This window comes from Photorhabdus antumapuensis (assembly GCF_020387775.1).
Classification (GTDB): domain Bacteria; phylum Pseudomonadota; class Gammaproteobacteria; order Enterobacterales; family Enterobacteriaceae; genus Photorhabdus; species Photorhabdus antumapuensis.
Genome location: NZ_JAHZMK010000011.1, coordinates 1 through 15,939 on the forward strand (window position 1 = coordinate 1; position 15,939 = coordinate 15,939).

The window sequence follows — 15,939 nt, forward strand, 5'->3', positions numbered from 1 at the left end:
TCCCGCGCCACTAACTGGCCGCCGTCGTTGTTGAACTGGCCGGGAGTTTTCGCGCTAAAACGGTCGGCGTTGACCGTGGCGCGAGCGGTACTTATCCCGTGTTGACTGGCATTCAATTGAATCTGACTGGCGGCGGTCTGGCTGTCGCTCAGATCAATTTGCTGACTGTGGACGGCCAGCGTATCGGTTGCCAGATTTTTCCCATTGGCTTGAACGTGTTGCGCGGTCAGGGTCAATGAGCCGGGCCGGGTGGTATTGCCCTTATCATCCAGTCCCGCAGCCCACACGCTGTCATGACTGCTGTGTATCGTGCTCGCGGTGACGGTGGTATCGCCGCGCGCTTCCACCCGGCCCTGATTATTTAGCGCTCCTTTGGCCTGTAAATTCACCGCCGATTGTGACAGCAATTTGCCCGCGTTAGTGACACCGGCAGACGAGGTGAGTTGCAGCGCGTCACGGCTATTGATGGTGCCGCGGTTTTCAATCCAGCCATCGGCGGTGATATGCACTTCCCCGGCTGAGGCCCCGATATTGCCGGCATTATGCACGCCCACCCCCGTTTCGGTGCCTATTAGCCTAATTTTATGGGCATACATGCCGCCCAGTGCCGCCACATCCAACGCAAACTCCGGGGGCTTCTCATTGTCTGCCGATTTTTTCTCAATCTGTTGATGCGCCACATCCACAATATTGCGCCCGGTGGTCACTTTCAGGTCTTGCGCATGTAATTTGGCGTTAATCGCCACCGAACGGGCGATAATATCGGTGTAACTTTGCCGGGTGCTGTCCATGCCGTGCCCGTCAATCCGCACTTCGCCCTGATTGACATCAAACCCTTTCAATCGGCCTCGCTCCATCAGGGCTTGTCCGGTGGTGAGCGTGGTGCGGTGCGCGTTAATAAAACCGCAACCGTTACAGGTGATCCCCGAAGGGTTGGCAATAATCACCTCGGCTTTATGCCCGGCCACTTCAATCCAGCCATTGAGATGACTGGGATCATGGCTGTTGACTTCATTAAGGATAACGCTGGCGTCCCCTTTGGCTAACCACGGATTACCGGCCACCATGCCGCCGAGTTGGGTCTGCGTGGCCTGATGGCTGTTATTGAGGATAACCCCTTGTTTATCCACATCAAACTGACGGTAGCTGTTGTGGGAAACGCCATCGGCGCCGGGTGTCTGAATATTAACCTGCGGTGTGCCGTTGGCGCTGTGAATGATGGTCGGCTGCTGACGCCCCGGCGCCTGTCCGTCGGCCACAATCGCCGCCTGTGCGGTGAGTGAAATCCCGCCAAGCACTAACAAGAGGCTGAATCGTAACGCCGTGAGCCGGCAACGACACGACAGCAGAGATGGCCGACGAGCGCGGCGTCCCGTTCGTCCGCGTCCGGCACACACTATCTCGGCCACTACCATCCACATCTGGCGGGCCTGATTAAAGATAATACGATATAACTGCTTGTTCATGATTTTTGCTCCACACAACACTACCCACTGGCAGTTTTGCTATTTGAATTAATACTGCCAGTACAGGTTGAATCCGGCCGTGACCGGGGAGGTTTGGAAACCGGCGGGTTTGGACAGCGGGACACCAACAAACAGGTCGTAGCTCACTCCTTTCAGGCTGCCTCGCCAGCCCAGGGCACTCCCCGCTAGGTGTTTTCCAAGCAGAATGTCACTGCCCCGTCCGCCCACTTCGCCATAGTCGATCCCCAGATACAGCGATTGCCCACGCAGCGGGGTTTGCCAGTCCAGTTCGTTACGGCTGTACCAGCCCCGATCAGCGGATAAGGTCAACTCGCCATCAAAGCCGCGCACCGTCCAGCGGCCGCCAATTGAAAAGCGATCCTGGGGCGTCAATGGGCTGGCGCTTATCTGCCGCAAATACTGGGTTTGATAAGAAAAGGGCTGATTAAACAGCGTTAACGGTCCGGCCAGCGTCGCCGAGAATTGGGTGATTTTGGGTAAAGCCGTCCCCTCATTGCGGTACTCTTCCGGCGCCGGTTGCGCGCCAAACCAGCGCATGCCCTGTTGGTAAGTCACCTTGGTATCGAGAGTAGCGTTGCCGATAGCGTGATGATGGGACAGCCCCAGCTTCCAGCCTGCGGTTTCCCGGCGCTGAACATCGATTTCAGTGTTGTCAATAAAATTGCGGGACGCCCGGCGATAAATTTCACTGTTGAGCAGGGTTTTTTGGTCGGCGTTGCGGTGTAAAACCCGACTGATCTGGATCGCCAGGTTTTGGCTTTTGCCCCGGTATTGAATCGCCTGATTCAGTCCGGCGATTGTCTGCATATAATCGTAATGACTGGCCGTCACGCTCGCCATCCAGTAGCCGAAGGGCAGCGAATAATAGAGCGTGTCGTTTTGGCTGCCTTTCCCGGCAGACGCGTGAATATCGCGCCCACCGGAGAGATAGAACAGGTCGCTTAACGCCAGCGGGTTATCCAGAAAAAAGGTGAGTCCGCCCTGATAACGGCCGGTGCTTTTGGACCCGGTATCATCCAGATACGTGGCGACTCGCCAGTGCCGTGACTGACGCCAGTCCAGCACAATATCACTCTCCCCCGGCTGCTCTGCCGGGACAATGTTCATATCCGCCTGAACGGTCGGGAAACGTTGCAAGTTTTCCAATCCCTGCTCAATGTCCCGTAAATCCAGTAATTTTCCTTCACGCGCGGGAAAGGGGGTTATCCGCTGGATATATTTTCCGCTGTCAGGGGTATAGCGGATATGCCGGATGTTGCCCGGTATCATCACCAGTTTTAGCGTTTGGGTACGCAGATCCTGACGAGGAACCAGAACCCGGCTAGTGACATAGCCGTGATTAATCAGCTGATCTTGCAATTGGGTCATCAGCCGGTTAATGCCCTGAGCGCCGAGGCAATGGTTTTCGCCCTGTTGGGCGACCCGTCTGAACGGCAACCAGTGCGGGAAATTTTCAGTGCCATCCAACACGACGCGGGTGATCGGAAAACACGGCGTTTCCCGCGGAAATGCGGAAGACACCGCCGGTTCGGGTACCGACAGATGAACCTCCGCAGGGGGTGGAGCCAATTGGGCTTCCAGGGCTTGCTGGCGGGCCTGTTGATGAATGAGTTGTTGTGCTGAGAGGTCTGCGGCCTGACTGCCTGAGGCCACGCTACAAAAAACCGCAAACACTAAAATACTGCTTTTCATTGACTTTCTATTCCACAATGCTGAAACGGTATTAACCATGAATTTGGCTTAGCGATCAACATTTAGGATTGATGATCAACTGGGCATCTAAAATAGGGGGTTGGTTAAGATAGCAGCAAAAACAAGGAGTTATATTGCAAAGCAAAAAACAGGCAATATGATTATTTTGTGACAATATTGTATAAAAAACAGATTAATATTAATCATTTAATAACCAATTCTAATAATTTCAAATTAATTTCATTTTTTGTGTTAATTATGTGATGAACATCACATTTATGATGTTTGATTTCAGGATGAAATCACTGACAAAGTGATACTTGTCGTAAATTGGTGATGAAATATTATCTTTTCTGATGAGGTTAGATGATGACTTTTAGCTCAGTTGGCAGAACTGGTGCTATGCTATTTTGGATTTCTCTATGCCAGTCAACTTTCAACCTGCATTTTGCTCACTTTTTGAAGAACATAAATGATTATTTTATACAGTATGAAAAGCTTTCTTGACGTTGAGATGGACCTTGATTAATTTAAGGAAGTATTTGGTTGTCGCGTAAGCGATCGTTAATGTTCCCGCAGTCTGAGAGGAACGCCTTCGGGTGACTGAATCTCAATGCCATCATAACCTGAGAGATGGCGTCTTCGGACGGTAAATCCGTTTATCCTTTGAAAACGGGTATCGCTAACAACAGTGATGAAGGTGCAATTTCACATATAATTTTCTGACTTGTCAGTATCATCAAAAACAATCTACGGGTTGATTTTGCTTTCTACGATTGGCTTGCTTGGGTGGTTTCGTTCAGCATTCCGGGTGACTGTTGCTAGATTCAACAGGTTATTGGATATTTTACGGATAAAGCATTGGGTCCAGAAGAAACGGGCAGCGTCACTTGTTGGCGTGATAACGAAAACCAAGTGACGCTGCCAGCGTACAACATCCCAAACCACGTAATACAAGCTTTCCCTGTATCTTCTACCTTCTGACCAATACGTAGTACCCCGGTCGGAGGGTTTGAAGATCGCAATCCACCTTAACGTCTTGAGTGAAAAATAATCATGTTGACGTTTTATATTCAGAAGAAGGAGAACAATCGACTCGGTATTGATGGCGACGTCAGTGAAAACTGGCGTTGGAGGTAGTCTGACAACGGTCAGGACGGTGTAAACCGCGAACAGCTCAGAGGGCTGGGGTGCCTCGTAAGAACTCAACAATTTCACCGCCCCGATGCACAGATATCAGTTGAGCCGCAGGAAGCGCAAACCAAACCGTGCCGTTGGGGTTGAGATATGACATTTAAAAACTGTTTAGTATTGCCTGCATCTGTCAGGTTGCAAGCGGTGGTGTCGTGTGTGTTAAAAAGGAAATCGTTTGAATGTCAAAGTTGAGTAAACAGTTAGTAACCTTGGCCCGTCAGGCTGGCGGCAGTTTTAAAACCGTTTCAGACAGAATGAAAATAGCCAAACGTCTGGCGGAAAGCATGGCGATATTAAATATTCAAATCCGTGATATTAAGAATATGAAAATTAATCATATTGAAAAATATATCGATAGCCGAAAGTCAGAGAATATTTCAAAGCGCACGTTACAAAATGAGATGGCGGTTGTTCGGGCGATATTCGCTATGGCGGGAAGATCTCAATTAGCTAACCCTCATCACGAGCGGTTAAGTAATCGTGCGCTCGGATTATCTGGCGCCAGCCGGGAGGGAACTAAAATGGCGATTTCGGATGAGCGTTATCACACGACGCTTGTTTTGGTTCGTGGGAAAGATGAAGGTGTGGCTGCTGCTATGCAACTTTCTCGTTATCTGGGGCTACGAACGGAAGAAGCTGTTCAGGCGGCAAAGTCATTAAGAACGTGGAAAAAAGCTTTATTGCGTGGGGATGAAAGATTGAGGGTGGTGTTTGGTACAAAAGGAGGACGTCCTCGTGACACGACAGTTGTTGATCGGGATAAAGTGCTCCAGGCAGTCAGGGCGGCAATAAAGTATACTAATAAAAATAAGGGGCGTTTGATTGATAAGCCGAATTTACATTCGGCTATTGATCGTTATCGGAATATAACCAGGGAAGCAGGGTTAACCGGAAAGTCTTCACCACACAGTTTGCGTTATGCTTATGCTGTTGAGGCAATAAATTATCATTTGTCGGAAGGATTAAGTCGAAAAGAAGCAGAAGCGATGGTTTCAATGGATTTGGGTCATGGGGATGGACGAGGACATTATGTTGCCCGTGTCTACAATAAACAGTGCAGTGATGATTAATTGGCTTTTGAATTTAGCTTGAATCGAAACAGCCCTGGGCTTAGTTATGCTAGCAAGAGGTTGAGCGGGGATGCACTATCCCGAAAACCTTTCGACCTTCAATTGCTGGATGGAGAACTATCAATCTCTGTGGCTGTTATGGCGATTAAGCCTTTACGCGCTGCTGGTCTGAGGCAGCGGGAAAATCTGGCAGTTGACGGAAAACAAACCGGAATGTCGTGTCGTGCTAATGCGGATGATTACAGCGAATGTGCTGTTTATCCTGCTGTGTGAATATGCCCTGTCAGGCAGCTTGCGTGACGACAAACGGGCAGGTCAGGCAATCCGCCGACATGTTTGGTCAGATGGTGATGTATTAAGATGATGTCAAAAGGGAAGTAGACAAACCGGGGTTTAAAATTTAAGGGATACGCAGTTATCCCTTAAGCATCATGGTTCGAATTTTATGTCAGTTTTATTTTTTTCCGCCTGTTTAGACTGTTTGTCATTGTCCCGATAATTAAAGATTAGATAAATATTATTAATAGTGCAGGTAAATAAATTATTTAATGTAAATGTATTATTGAATTCATTTATTTGTTTTCTTAACTTAGATTGGATTTATATCCATTTTCTGTGTTCCAATATTTCATATTGGAATTGCATTAACTCAATATTTATGATGTATATCACAAAAAAGCAAATGGCTTAATGTCATTTAATTTAAGGTGATTTACACTGAAAACGCTATATTTTTCATGTTTTATTTACATTAGCTTGGTAGTAGACGATTTATAGAAGCCTCAATGGTCGAATCCATCGAGGCTTCGCCATTTATGATAATGAAAATAAACAGAATTGAACCCGATTTACCTATTCCACTATTGAATTAATAGTGAAAACGGTTAGATTGTAAAACCTTTAATATATTCTAAAATGGTTCAGGGAAAGTGATGGCCGATACCGATAAAAATGATAAGAAAAAGAAAAGTCAAAAACAATCCAGTCATTTTATTCCTTACAAAACGACATATGATTTACGTTTAAATACAAGAGAACCTAATTTAATCAACATACTGATGCAGGTCCAGGGCTATGAATATGGCTTTTTTACGGTGTTAGGAGTCCGCCCTTTATCGCAACGGGGTAACCATAAAAACAGTGCTATCTATGTCGTGCGATGCCGATGTGGTAAATATGCTGTCAGGACACTCAAGGCGATCAAAAATCCGGCTAATGTTACTGACATGTGTGAGCATTGCCTTCACCTGTACAACCTGAGGCGCAGAAAAATCTTTCACACTGAAGGAAAAGATGTCGATTTGTCAGAATTAACTGGCATTAAATATAAAAATCCTTTAGAAATTAAAGAATAAAGGAATGATGTTGTGCTTCAGTATGAGATCCCTGGAGTGCGTGAAAGCAGCTGGTTAGATATCATAGCACTGACATTGACCCCGCCTGAGACACACTCTACCATCTGAATGTGATTACCAGTGATCTGATCACCTTTAAGGCTCACCCATTAGATGGCGAAATAAAACCCCTGTAGCCTGCAAGGGAGAGCATCGCAATGCAGTACATCTGCGCACTTTTGGAAGCAGATCTCGTCGGACAACAACCCACCGTCCGGCGATGAAAGTTACCCGGTGTTATTCATAACCGGCTTACCACGTAATACAGGTTTTCCCCGCATTTTCTACCTTCTGACCAATACGTGGTACCCCGGTTGTAGGGTTTGAAGATCGCTATTCATCTTAACGTTTTGAGTGAAAAATAACCATGTTGACGTTTTATATTCAGAAGAAGGAGAACAATCGACTCGGTATTGATGGCGACGTCAGTGAAAACTGGCGTTGGAGGTAGTCTGACAACGGTCAGGACGGTGAAAACCGCGAACAGCTCAGAGAGCTGGGGTGCCTCGTAAGAACTTAACAATTTCACCGCCCCGATGCATAGATATCAGTCGAGCCGCAGGAAGCGCAAACCAAACCGTGCCGTTGGGGTTGAGATATGACATTCAAAATGCCGTTCGGTATTGCCTGCATCCGTTAGGTTGCAAGCGGTTGTGTTGTGTGTGTTAAAAAGGAAATTTTCAAAGCGAACGTTACAAAATGAGATGGCGGCTGTTCGGGCAATATTTGCTATGGCGGGAAGATCTCAATTAGCTAACCCTTATCACGAACGGAAGAAGCTGTTCAGGCGGTAAAATCATTAAGAACGTGGGAAAAAGCCTTATTGCGTGGGGATGAAAGATTGAGGGTGGTGTTTGGTACAAAAGGGGGACGTCCCCGTGATACGACGGTTGTTGATCGGGATAAAGTGATCCCGGCAGTCAGGACGGCAATAAAGTATACCAATAAAAATGAGGGGCATTTGATTGATAAGCCAAATTTACATTCGGCCATTGATCGTTACCGGAATAGAGTCAGGGAAGCGGGGTTAACCGGAAAGTCTTCACCACACAGTTTGCGTTATGCTTATGCTGTTGAGGCAATAAATTATCATTTGTCGAAAGGATTAAGTCGAAAAGAAGCAGAAGCGATGGTTGCAATGGATTTGGGACATGGGGATGGACGAGGACATTATGTTGCCCGTGTCTACAATAAACAGTGCAGTGATGATTAATTGGCTTTTGAATTTAGCTTGAATCGAAACAGCCCTGGGCTTAATATCAATGTGTTAACTTGTTGTTTTCGGACAACGGCCAATGTCAGATGAGTCTGAGACTGACGCCTTTGGGTGACTCGTCATAAAACCATTGTAACCTGAGAGATGGTGCCTTTGGGCGGTACACCCGTTTATCCTTTGAAAACGGGTATCACTGATTACAGTGATGAAGGTGCATTTTTAGTAACACACGGTGGCAGGCTTGCCATTTGATGATCTCACCTCCGAGGGACAGGGTTAGTTCTCTGTTGTCTCTCTCATATCAACCACTTCCTGATGGGGAATGCCTTTCCCTGAGGGATGAGGTTATTCCTCATTTTTTACATTTGAGGAAATATTATGCAAACTTTATCGTGATTAACTGAAATATTGATGAAATCTGTCCGGTCTGAAGCACTGATTGGGCGCAAAGTTAAGTCGGGGAGATTGTCTCGGCTGGCGATACTTATCAGGCATCCTGACAGGGATTGACCTGACGGATTTATTTACTTTGTATGATGTTCGTGATGAACATCTTCCTTACATTTCCCGGGGCTTGTCCCCGTCAAGGGCAGGCTCCCGGTAACAGGAGTGGTTAATGCCTGCTTTTCATCCCCCCACTGATACGACAACCTTGTCAGCTTCAGAGATGTTAACGCCGAAACAACGCTCACTTATCCGCGATTTGATCCGTGATGAGTGTGATTATCGGGATCGTGACGCACTCCTTAAACTTTTGGGCATGATAACGCTGTTCAAAGTTGCGGGGATCCTGACGTTAGGTGTGCTGTTGCTGGTTTTCCAGTTGTTATGGGGATAAAGGAGACGAACGATGTTAATGATCTTTGCGACAGTACTTTGGGGCGTTATTCGTTGGATTTCTCTGTCGTTTTACCATGTGATGTCCTGGTTGTTACGCCGAAGACAGGTGAGACTACCGGTGACTCATATGACCCAGGCTCGGAGACAAACGGTGTATGCGGGTAAATGGCAACTTTCTGATGACGCGAAGTCATGCGGGAGACCGGTTGTGGTCAGAGATAGACACAGCTACAAACCGGGTGTGGAGTTGCTGTATTTCGGTGAGGAGAGTCCGGAGCCGTTTTATGGCGAGCGGTACCTTATCGACGAAACGGAAGCGGTGGATTCGGCACAACAGATGCTAACGCGTTTGTTGAGACAGCGTGGTTTGTCGCATGCTTATGATGAGGCCGCATAATGGTCAATGAGACGTTGACTGCCGTTACCCGGTGGGTGATGCCGGCTGTAGCGATTGAAGAGCCAGTCTGGTTGCGAATGGTGAGTTATCCGTCTGCGCCGGAATATGAAACAGAACGGTTTCATCAACTGATTTACCAGGCATTCAAAGCCTGGTCAGCAGCAAAGCCGGGAATGTGTGAGGTGACGTTTGGTTTTTTCTGTTTGCCGTATGACGGCGACATGAAGGCCCCCTTATGGCAAGCGCTGCGGCTTAAACATGAATCTGATCGGTTGCTGATTGCGTTGGACGCCTAATTTTATTGATTACCCTGACGGGGAAACCCGTGAGGGTTAACTCCGTCAGTCATTTCTTTACGAAAGGAGTTAACCCTATGAGTACAATGACGACTAAAGAACACATTCGGTCACCGTCCCAGTCCCTGTCCGTGCAGGCGCTGGCTGAGCCGGAAATATTCAAAAAAACCCGTAGCCGGTTTAATCAGTGGTTGCAGGCGCAATTCGACAATCACTATCACACCCTGAGAAATCACGGTTACCGTTGTTTTCTTGCTCGTCATCATCCGACAGAGCTTGAGCGTTACGATGAGGCATGTGAAGCCTTACGGCGTGAGGAATTTCACCGGTTCAGTGAGTTGCAGACGCTGGGGCTGTTCCTGTATCAACAGGTTCAGCTAAAGGAGAAGAAACTCAGGCAGCGTCGTCGTTGGCTGTTGACCGGGATAGCATTGACGTCGCTGGTGACGGGAGTATATTTGATTCTTCATGCTTATGAGGTTGATTTGTCAGCGGTTTATCACGGGCTGACTGCGTTACCGGCCAGAATAGCTAATTATTTCATGCGCTAATTATTTATCTCCAGGGGAGAGACGACTCCCTGTGGAATGGTCTCTTCCTTAATTTTAGACAGGAAAGATGATGACCATTTCTTACCTACCGGACGATATCTGCCGGTTAATAACCCGACGTCTTACAGACAGCCTGGAAAGTGGAGGGGTGCTCTGGCAGCAGCCTTGGCAAGCGGCCAGTGAGTACGGTTTGCCGCAGCATGCACTGACCGGACAACCGTTTAGCGGTATCAATGTGCTGTTGCTCTGGCAAACTATGTTGCAGCGGCAGCTGATATCTAATCGCTGGTTAACCGGTGATGATTTAAGAGCGTTAGGCGGATGTGTGGTCAAAGGTGAAAAACCGACAACCATCGTCCGTTACCGGCCTTCAATGTCGCTGATGCGTGTGATTAATCTGGAACAATGTGAAGGACTGCCGGCAGAACTCCAACCAGGTTGCCCTTTACCCCCCCGTCCGGCTCCCGGTTTTGCCGCTGTTCAGCAACTGGTGACGGCCAGTGGGATCCCGGTGGTTCATCGGTCAGGCATTGTGCCCGTTTACCGGTCGTTGCATGACCGTATTGAACTGCCTGGCTGTCAGGACTATGCCGAAAGTACACAATACTGGCATGATTTATTGCATCAACTGGTTCATGCCTCTGGCCATCCGTCCCGGTTAAACCGTTTTGGCCTGACAACCCGAAGTGAGTGGGATGAAAGTCGGGAACAATGGGTGACAGCACTAGGCGCCGCGTTTTTGGCTGCATTGACGGGTGTCCGGGGTAACCTGGTATATCCTGATAATACGATACTCTGGGAACATGCTTTGGGCTCAGATCCGTGGTGGTTATTTCAGGCTGCTAATGATGCCCGCCGTGCAATGGATTATTTGCAAGACCGGCGACAGCAGTTACCAAGCCAGGTGGAATTGTGGCAGCAGATGGCTACCGTATTGCTCAGTGAGCATTATGGTCTGCCGCTGAATGACACCATGCTGGAATATGATGAGGTGGTTCAGCGCCATATTGATGAGGGTATCACACCGCTGATGGCTATCAGTGCTTTAGCCCGAATATATCACTGGGAACGGCGTGACCAGCCAGAAGGCAGGTTGTTTCCGGAAGAATTGGGGCAGGCCAGTGAGGCATTAGCGTTATTCTCCAGCCAGCCATCGTGTCTGAACTATTCTCGGATCCCGGCGACAGAACCGGCTGATACTTGTGAACCGGACAGATCATCACAATCTGAACGGTTGCTGTTACCGCCGGTGGCGTCTGATCGTAGCTGTGAAGATGAAGATAATGATCCGTCTGACGATAATGTTGTGGAACTGCCGTTGGCGGCCACTTACCGGGAACCGAATCCACATAAACAGGCTTTTATCAGACTGTTTAACCAGATTGCGCCGCATGAAAATCGCTGGCAGGTGTTCTGTGATTTTGTGCATATGGCAGCCTGTTCACTGTACAACGCGTTGTTGCAAAATGATGAATTTGAAGCGGACTATATGCAGCGGATTAAACGTTATTCCCGTGAAGATGCATTCCGGCTGAGTCGTTTGCTGAGTGAAGTTATTATGGGGCTGGAGTATGAAGCCGGTGATTTTCTGGGCGCTGTTTTCATGGCGCTGGAATTAGGTAATGGCCAGGTTGGCCAGTATTTTACGCCGTTTCCGGTCAGTCATATGATGGCCAGAATGAAGCTCGCTGAGGGCTTGGCGAGGCTGGGATCCGGAGAGCATGAATATATCACGGTGTCTGATCCGGATTGTGGCGCCGGCGGGATGATTATTGCGATGTATCAGACCATGCTGGAAGCGGGGTTTAATCCTCAGCAACAGATGTTGGCGTTTTGTGTCGATATTGACCCGGTTGCCGCGATGATGACTTATATCCAACTGTCGTTGCTGGGTGTCCCGGCCGTGGTCACGGTGGGCAATTCACTCACTAATGTCATGTCTCAGAAAATGGTGACGCCAATGTACCATTTAGGATTCTGGCAATTTAAACGTCAGCGTCAGGAAGCTGAAGATGAAATAGCGATGCGCAAGGCCAGCTGACACACATCTTTCATTCAAGTCACCATTGGGTGGCATCACATTAACCCGATAGGGGATATCCCCTACAGGGGGAACCCCGTCAATTACGAGATTTCCCTTATGTCTTTATTACGTTTTTATATCCGGCATCAATTCGTAGAACGAATGGGGCTGGAGCTGGATGACGACGCTATTTTCTGTCTGTTTAATGAAAGCCAGGGAGACTACGTCAATACCCATATAAAGTTTACCAAAGAGTTACTTTTGCCTGTCATGACTCATCTTTTGGACAGCTTGTCTGAGGATCCGGCAAACCGGGCTAGATGCAGAAATAGTGAACGTATCCTGACGTTATGGATACGGGGGATGGATGCGATATCTCATGTTTATCAGGATCCGTTGCTGATGCCTTATACCCATCCGGAAAGCAGTGGTCGTGTGGATACCCTTATCCGGCCGGATACAGCCGTGTTACTGAATCTAACGGCAGAGGAATTTTTGCGTCTGACGGCGCAGGATAATCTACCGGAAGATGAACAAATTGGGCTGGAACAGTTCAGCAAAACACAAAAGTACTGGACACGTTTTATGGACTATTTGGATAAGCAGTTGACAGAAACGTGTCTGTATTGTTTTGAACGTCTGGGCCAATTTCTTCGTCACTTACAGGTTGAACCCCGTTTGATACGGCGTTTTTCCTTCTCTGTCGGTTACATTGATGTCTTCATGGGGCCACAGGATTTACACAATATTGACGCAGAGGAATTTGAGTCATGGTATCTCGAAGACTATATCGATGAGGTCTCTGATGGACTCATGACACCAGTCCAGTTCCAGGTTGATGTGGTATACAAAAATGGTTGTGTAATAGAGAGTTTTCGATCAGATGTAGACATTGAAAACGTTAATAACCCAACACTCAAGGATTATCGGGATGTGGTGGATGAGGCAATCACATGGGTAGATGAGCAGTTTGGGCTGAAAACCCGTTCAGTGAGCCTGTCTTCGCCAGTACAGAGGCTGGCGGCATAACTAAACTTTAACCCATTGGGGGACATGTTCCCTCAATGGGAACGTTTCTCCTCAGGAGAATGACGAAGGCTGGTATGAACGTGCCCGGGAGGAAGCGGGCGGCGATGATTTTGCGGAAAAGCTGGGTTTCTCCATATCTACACTCAACCGGTTACTGAATGACAAATGTGATCTGAAGGTGATGCTGACAGCCACACAAATTGTCACACAATTTTACCCCTGATTGCCGGGCTGCCGGCAGTTGTTTTCACCCTGACGGGCGTTATTTCCCCTCAGGGGATAATGCCCGTTTTTATTTCGGAGCATTATTGATGAAAAAGATTCATACCAAAACTTACCTAAAAATCGTTCGTAAGAATAAAACTGCCCGTCGCCACGGCAGGCGTTTCCGGCCTGATTTGTACCGGGTGATGACGGGCAGGATTATCGCGGCGTTTGGAAAGAGAAGGCGCTCTGATGTACAGGCCACAAAATTGTGGAGACCGGCTGTCCGGTTATAAATAACTTGAATGGGTCTGTCCGAAAGCCGGATAGCCTTTTTTCACATTTCTGAACTTATCACTTGCCTGTGGGGGCATTGCCTTCACAAGGTGTGCCCTTTTTCAGGTAAAAAAGAGGATGTTTTACTATGTCGAAGTGGTACGCCAATCGTTTGAATATCACTGGCCAACCTGACCAACTGGATGCCCTGCGACAATGGGGATTGGGAGACAAAATTCCCTATTACGGGCAGGCGATCCATCAAAGTATTAAGCTGTTTGTCGCGGGCTGTGCTGGTCTTCTGCAACCGACTGAAACAATAGATTACCCACTTTATCCAGCGCTGGTAGCGAGTGGAGTGGGTGAAATGTCACCGGAAAATTGGGCATTTGAGCAATGGCTGGCCTTGTTAAAAGAGAATGTTGCGCTTGATGAAGTCACCAGCCAACAGATTGACAGGCTATACCAACAAAGTGGTCTGGCCGAGCGAAAATGGGAGACGTTGCTCCCGGCAGCGCAGAAAACCATCATGGCTTTATTTAACCAAAAGTCCTGTGACTGGTTCGGTTTGGTTGATTGGAGCGGAGAACGTGACACGGAAATGCTGTGGTCTCATCTTGATGATCGGCTGACAGAGACGGTGCCTTGTGACTTGTTTCTGCTGATACCGACCCATCTTGCGAGTGAAATCAATGGATTTTGCGGCGGATTGTTAAGGGATCACGAGACAACTCATGAATTGTATTTCCGATTGTACGATATGGTACGGCCGCGAGGTTATGAAATAGCCTGGAAGCACAATGATGATGGCAGTTTAACCGGGAGTTTTGATGCAGCACCTTGGGAGCCGTGGTATGAAAAAATCATGGTTCCTTTATCCAGACAATATCACTGCCATATCACCCATTATTTTGAGGATGTCTGTGGCTTTTGTGGTTACGACAAATACCGGAATGGGCAGTGGGAAGAAGGTAAAGTTGATGAGCTGGAGTTTGGTGAGGAAGACGGTATCCGTAAGGTGATAGGTCCAGCCTACATTCTCGGTAATATTTCACATGACGGCTGTTAGTGCGCTGACAGTGTTATCCCGCAGGGAAATTCCCTGGGGTGAATTGACATAAAAAAGTTCAGGTTTGCCTGAGCGTCTGATAACGCGACTGCCGGCGGATATTACGCCGGCTATTTACCCACAAGGGGGAATATATCCCTTGGTGGGACATGTTCCCCGTTTTCCAGGAGCATGTTTTGTCTGTCTTGATTGATCATAAAAAAGCGTTTATTACCTTGTTTAATGAAACTGCCCGTTATTATTATCGTAACCGAGTATTCGATGATTTTGTACAATGTGCGGCAATTAGTCTGCATAATGCAGTCTGCCCGGACAGTAAGCTGGAGCAAGGATATCGGCAAATCATCAAACACTATAAGCCGGAAGATGTTAGCCGGTTTTCTCAACTGCTTGAACATGTCATGATGGGATTGGAATTTGAAGCCCATGATTTTCTTGGCGGTGTTTTTATGCAATTGAATCTGGGCAACAAACACCTGAAGCAATTCTTTACTCCCTGGCCCATCAGCTTGGTAATGGCGAAAATGCAGTTGAGTGACGTCGAGCAACGCTTAACGAAGCAGCCCTTTTTCACCTTATATGAGCCAGCTTGTGGTGCGGGTTGTATGGTTATTGCGGCAGCGGAAGTGTTGAAAATGTCAGGTTATAATCCTGCTCAGCATATGTGGGTATCCTGTGTGGATATTGATGTCGTGGCGGCTTCGATGGCCTATATCCAGCTTTCTCTATTGGGGATACCTGGGGAGGTGGTGATAGGTGATGCCCTGACGAATGAACGTCATCGGGTCATGTATACTCCGGTACATTGGCTGGGAAACTGGCCTTGTCGTCTCAGGAAAAATCGTCAGCAGTATGAGGTTTAAACGGTTTGAGACACTTGATTAAGCAAATTCCGGCTCTTGGGCCGGAGTTTTTATCCAACAGGACGGAAAGGCAAAATAAACCGACTGAGGTTATTGGGTTCATCCCTGACGTGTTTTAGTCTGAATCGATAGTGCTTCCCAGATGCACTGGACACATTCTATTTTCCTCTTTAATCCTTTCTTGCATGATCCCTCATTGAATAAAGTTCTTGCCTTTTGTACTTATCGTAGCGGATTCAACGAAATAACCGGATACATGCTTCGTTTACCTGTGACTGAATTGGACACGTTTGAATCATTGCGTGCTGTTTTTATCGATTAATTTTTATTCCCGGAAA

16 protein-coding genes and 2 pseudogenes are annotated in these 15,939 nt (G+C 47.7%); 15 read left to right on the forward strand and 3 right to left on the reverse strand.

Translation table 11 applies throughout. From position 1 onward, the window contains the following. The 3 genes from KZ793_RS03080 to KZ793_RS03090 all read right to left on the reverse strand — a co-directional run. On the reverse strand, positions 1–1,466 hold a 1,466-nt coding region (locus KZ793_RS03080), incomplete at its 3' end, for a two-partner secretion domain-containing protein (RefSeq protein WP_225813419.1). A 48-nt stretch (positions 1,467–1,514) separates the two neighbouring features. Then, positions 1,515–3,179, reverse strand: a complete 1,665-nt coding sequence (locus KZ793_RS03085) for a ShlB/FhaC/HecB family hemolysin secretion/activation protein (protein WP_225813422.1) — start codon at positions 3,177–3,179, stop codon at positions 1,515–1,517. Positions 3,180–3,929: 750 nt separating this feature from the next. After that, positions 3,930–4,127: a hypothetical protein gene (locus KZ793_RS03090; RefSeq protein ID WP_225813423.1), complete on the reverse strand. Its 198-nt coding sequence runs from the start codon at positions 4,125–4,127 to the stop codon at positions 3,930–3,932. Positions 4,128–4,552: 425 nt separating this feature from the next. Between KZ793_RS03090 and KZ793_RS03095 the strand changes: the two genes are divergently transcribed. The 15 genes and pseudogenes from KZ793_RS03095 (at position 4,553) to KZ793_RS03165 (ending at position 15,923) form a co-directional block, all read left to right on the forward strand. Beyond that, the gene (locus KZ793_RS03095; protein ID WP_225813424.1) at positions 4,553–5,443 is read left to right on the forward strand and encodes an integrase domain-containing protein; all 891 of its coding nucleotides are present in this window, start codon (positions 4,553–4,555) and stop codon (positions 5,441–5,443) included. 193 nt (positions 5,444–5,636) lie between these two features. Beyond that, positions 5,637–5,807, forward strand: a complete 171-nt coding sequence (locus KZ793_RS03100; RefSeq protein WP_225813425.1) for a hypothetical protein — start codon at positions 5,637–5,639, stop codon at positions 5,805–5,807. 568 nt (positions 5,808–6,375) lie between these two features. Beyond that, positions 6,376–6,798, forward strand: a complete 423-nt coding sequence (locus KZ793_RS03105; RefSeq protein WP_225813430.1) for a hypothetical protein — start codon at positions 6,376–6,378, stop codon at positions 6,796–6,798. Between the two features lie 704 nt (positions 6,799–7,502). After that, a pseudogene (locus KZ793_RS03110) lies at positions 7,503–8,050 on the forward strand (integrase domain-containing protein); the annotation flags it as partial. 619 nt (positions 8,051–8,669) lie between these two features. Then, the gene (locus tag KZ793_RS03115; RefSeq protein WP_049582792.1) at positions 8,670–8,891 is read left to right on the forward strand and encodes a hypothetical protein; all 222 of its coding nucleotides are present in this window, start codon (positions 8,670–8,672) and stop codon (positions 8,889–8,891) included. Between the two features lie 120 nt (positions 8,892–9,011). After that, positions 9,012–9,290, forward strand: a complete 279-nt coding sequence (locus KZ793_RS03120; RefSeq protein ID WP_225813432.1) for a hypothetical protein — start codon at positions 9,012–9,014, stop codon at positions 9,288–9,290. Next, positions 9,290–9,586 carry a hypothetical protein gene (locus tag KZ793_RS03125; RefSeq protein WP_225813434.1) on the forward strand — a complete coding sequence of 99 codons (297 nt, stop codon included), beginning with the start codon at positions 9,290–9,292 and terminating at the stop codon, positions 9,584–9,586. The genes KZ793_RS03120 and KZ793_RS03125 overlap by 1 nt, the downstream gene beginning before the upstream one ends. Before the next feature lie 77 nt (positions 9,587–9,663). Next, positions 9,664–10,137, forward strand: a complete 474-nt coding sequence (locus tag KZ793_RS03130; RefSeq protein ID WP_139655729.1) for a hypothetical protein — start codon at positions 9,664–9,666, stop codon at positions 10,135–10,137. Between the two features lie 70 nt (positions 10,138–10,207). Next, positions 10,208–12,178 (forward strand): ArdC-like ssDNA-binding domain-containing protein, encoded by a 1,971-nt coding sequence (locus tag KZ793_RS03135; RefSeq protein ID WP_225813436.1) that lies wholly within the window; start codon positions 10,208–10,210, stop codon positions 12,176–12,178. Positions 12,179–12,277: 99 nt separating this feature from the next. Continuing rightward, positions 12,278–13,189, forward strand: coding sequence for a hypothetical protein (locus tag KZ793_RS03140; protein ID WP_225813438.1), 912 nt, complete (start codon positions 12,278–12,280; stop codon positions 13,187–13,189). Between the two features lie 55 nt (positions 13,190–13,244). After that, positions 13,245–13,412: pseudogene (locus KZ793_RS03145) on the forward strand (DUF3085 domain-containing protein); the annotation flags it as partial. Positions 13,413–13,500: 88 nt separating this feature from the next. Next, complete coding sequence (locus KZ793_RS03150; protein WP_081461607.1) at positions 13,501–13,689, forward strand: hypothetical protein; 189 nt, start codon at positions 13,501–13,503, stop codon at positions 13,687–13,689. Positions 13,690–13,817: 128 nt separating this feature from the next. Beyond that, complete coding sequence (locus KZ793_RS03155; RefSeq protein ID WP_225813440.1) at positions 13,818–14,738, forward strand: DUF1281 domain-containing protein; 921 nt, start codon at positions 13,818–13,820, stop codon at positions 14,736–14,738. A 149-nt stretch (positions 14,739–14,887) separates the two neighbouring features. Then, positions 14,888–15,601: an N-6 DNA methylase gene (locus KZ793_RS03160; protein ID WP_397443569.1), complete on the forward strand. Its 714-nt coding sequence runs from the start codon at positions 14,888–14,890 to the stop codon at positions 15,599–15,601. Positions 15,602–15,743: 142 nt separating this feature from the next. After that, complete coding sequence (locus tag KZ793_RS03165; RefSeq protein WP_225813444.1) at positions 15,744–15,923, forward strand: hypothetical protein; 180 nt, start codon at positions 15,744–15,746, stop codon at positions 15,921–15,923. Positions 15,924–15,939: the final 16 nt, after the last annotated feature.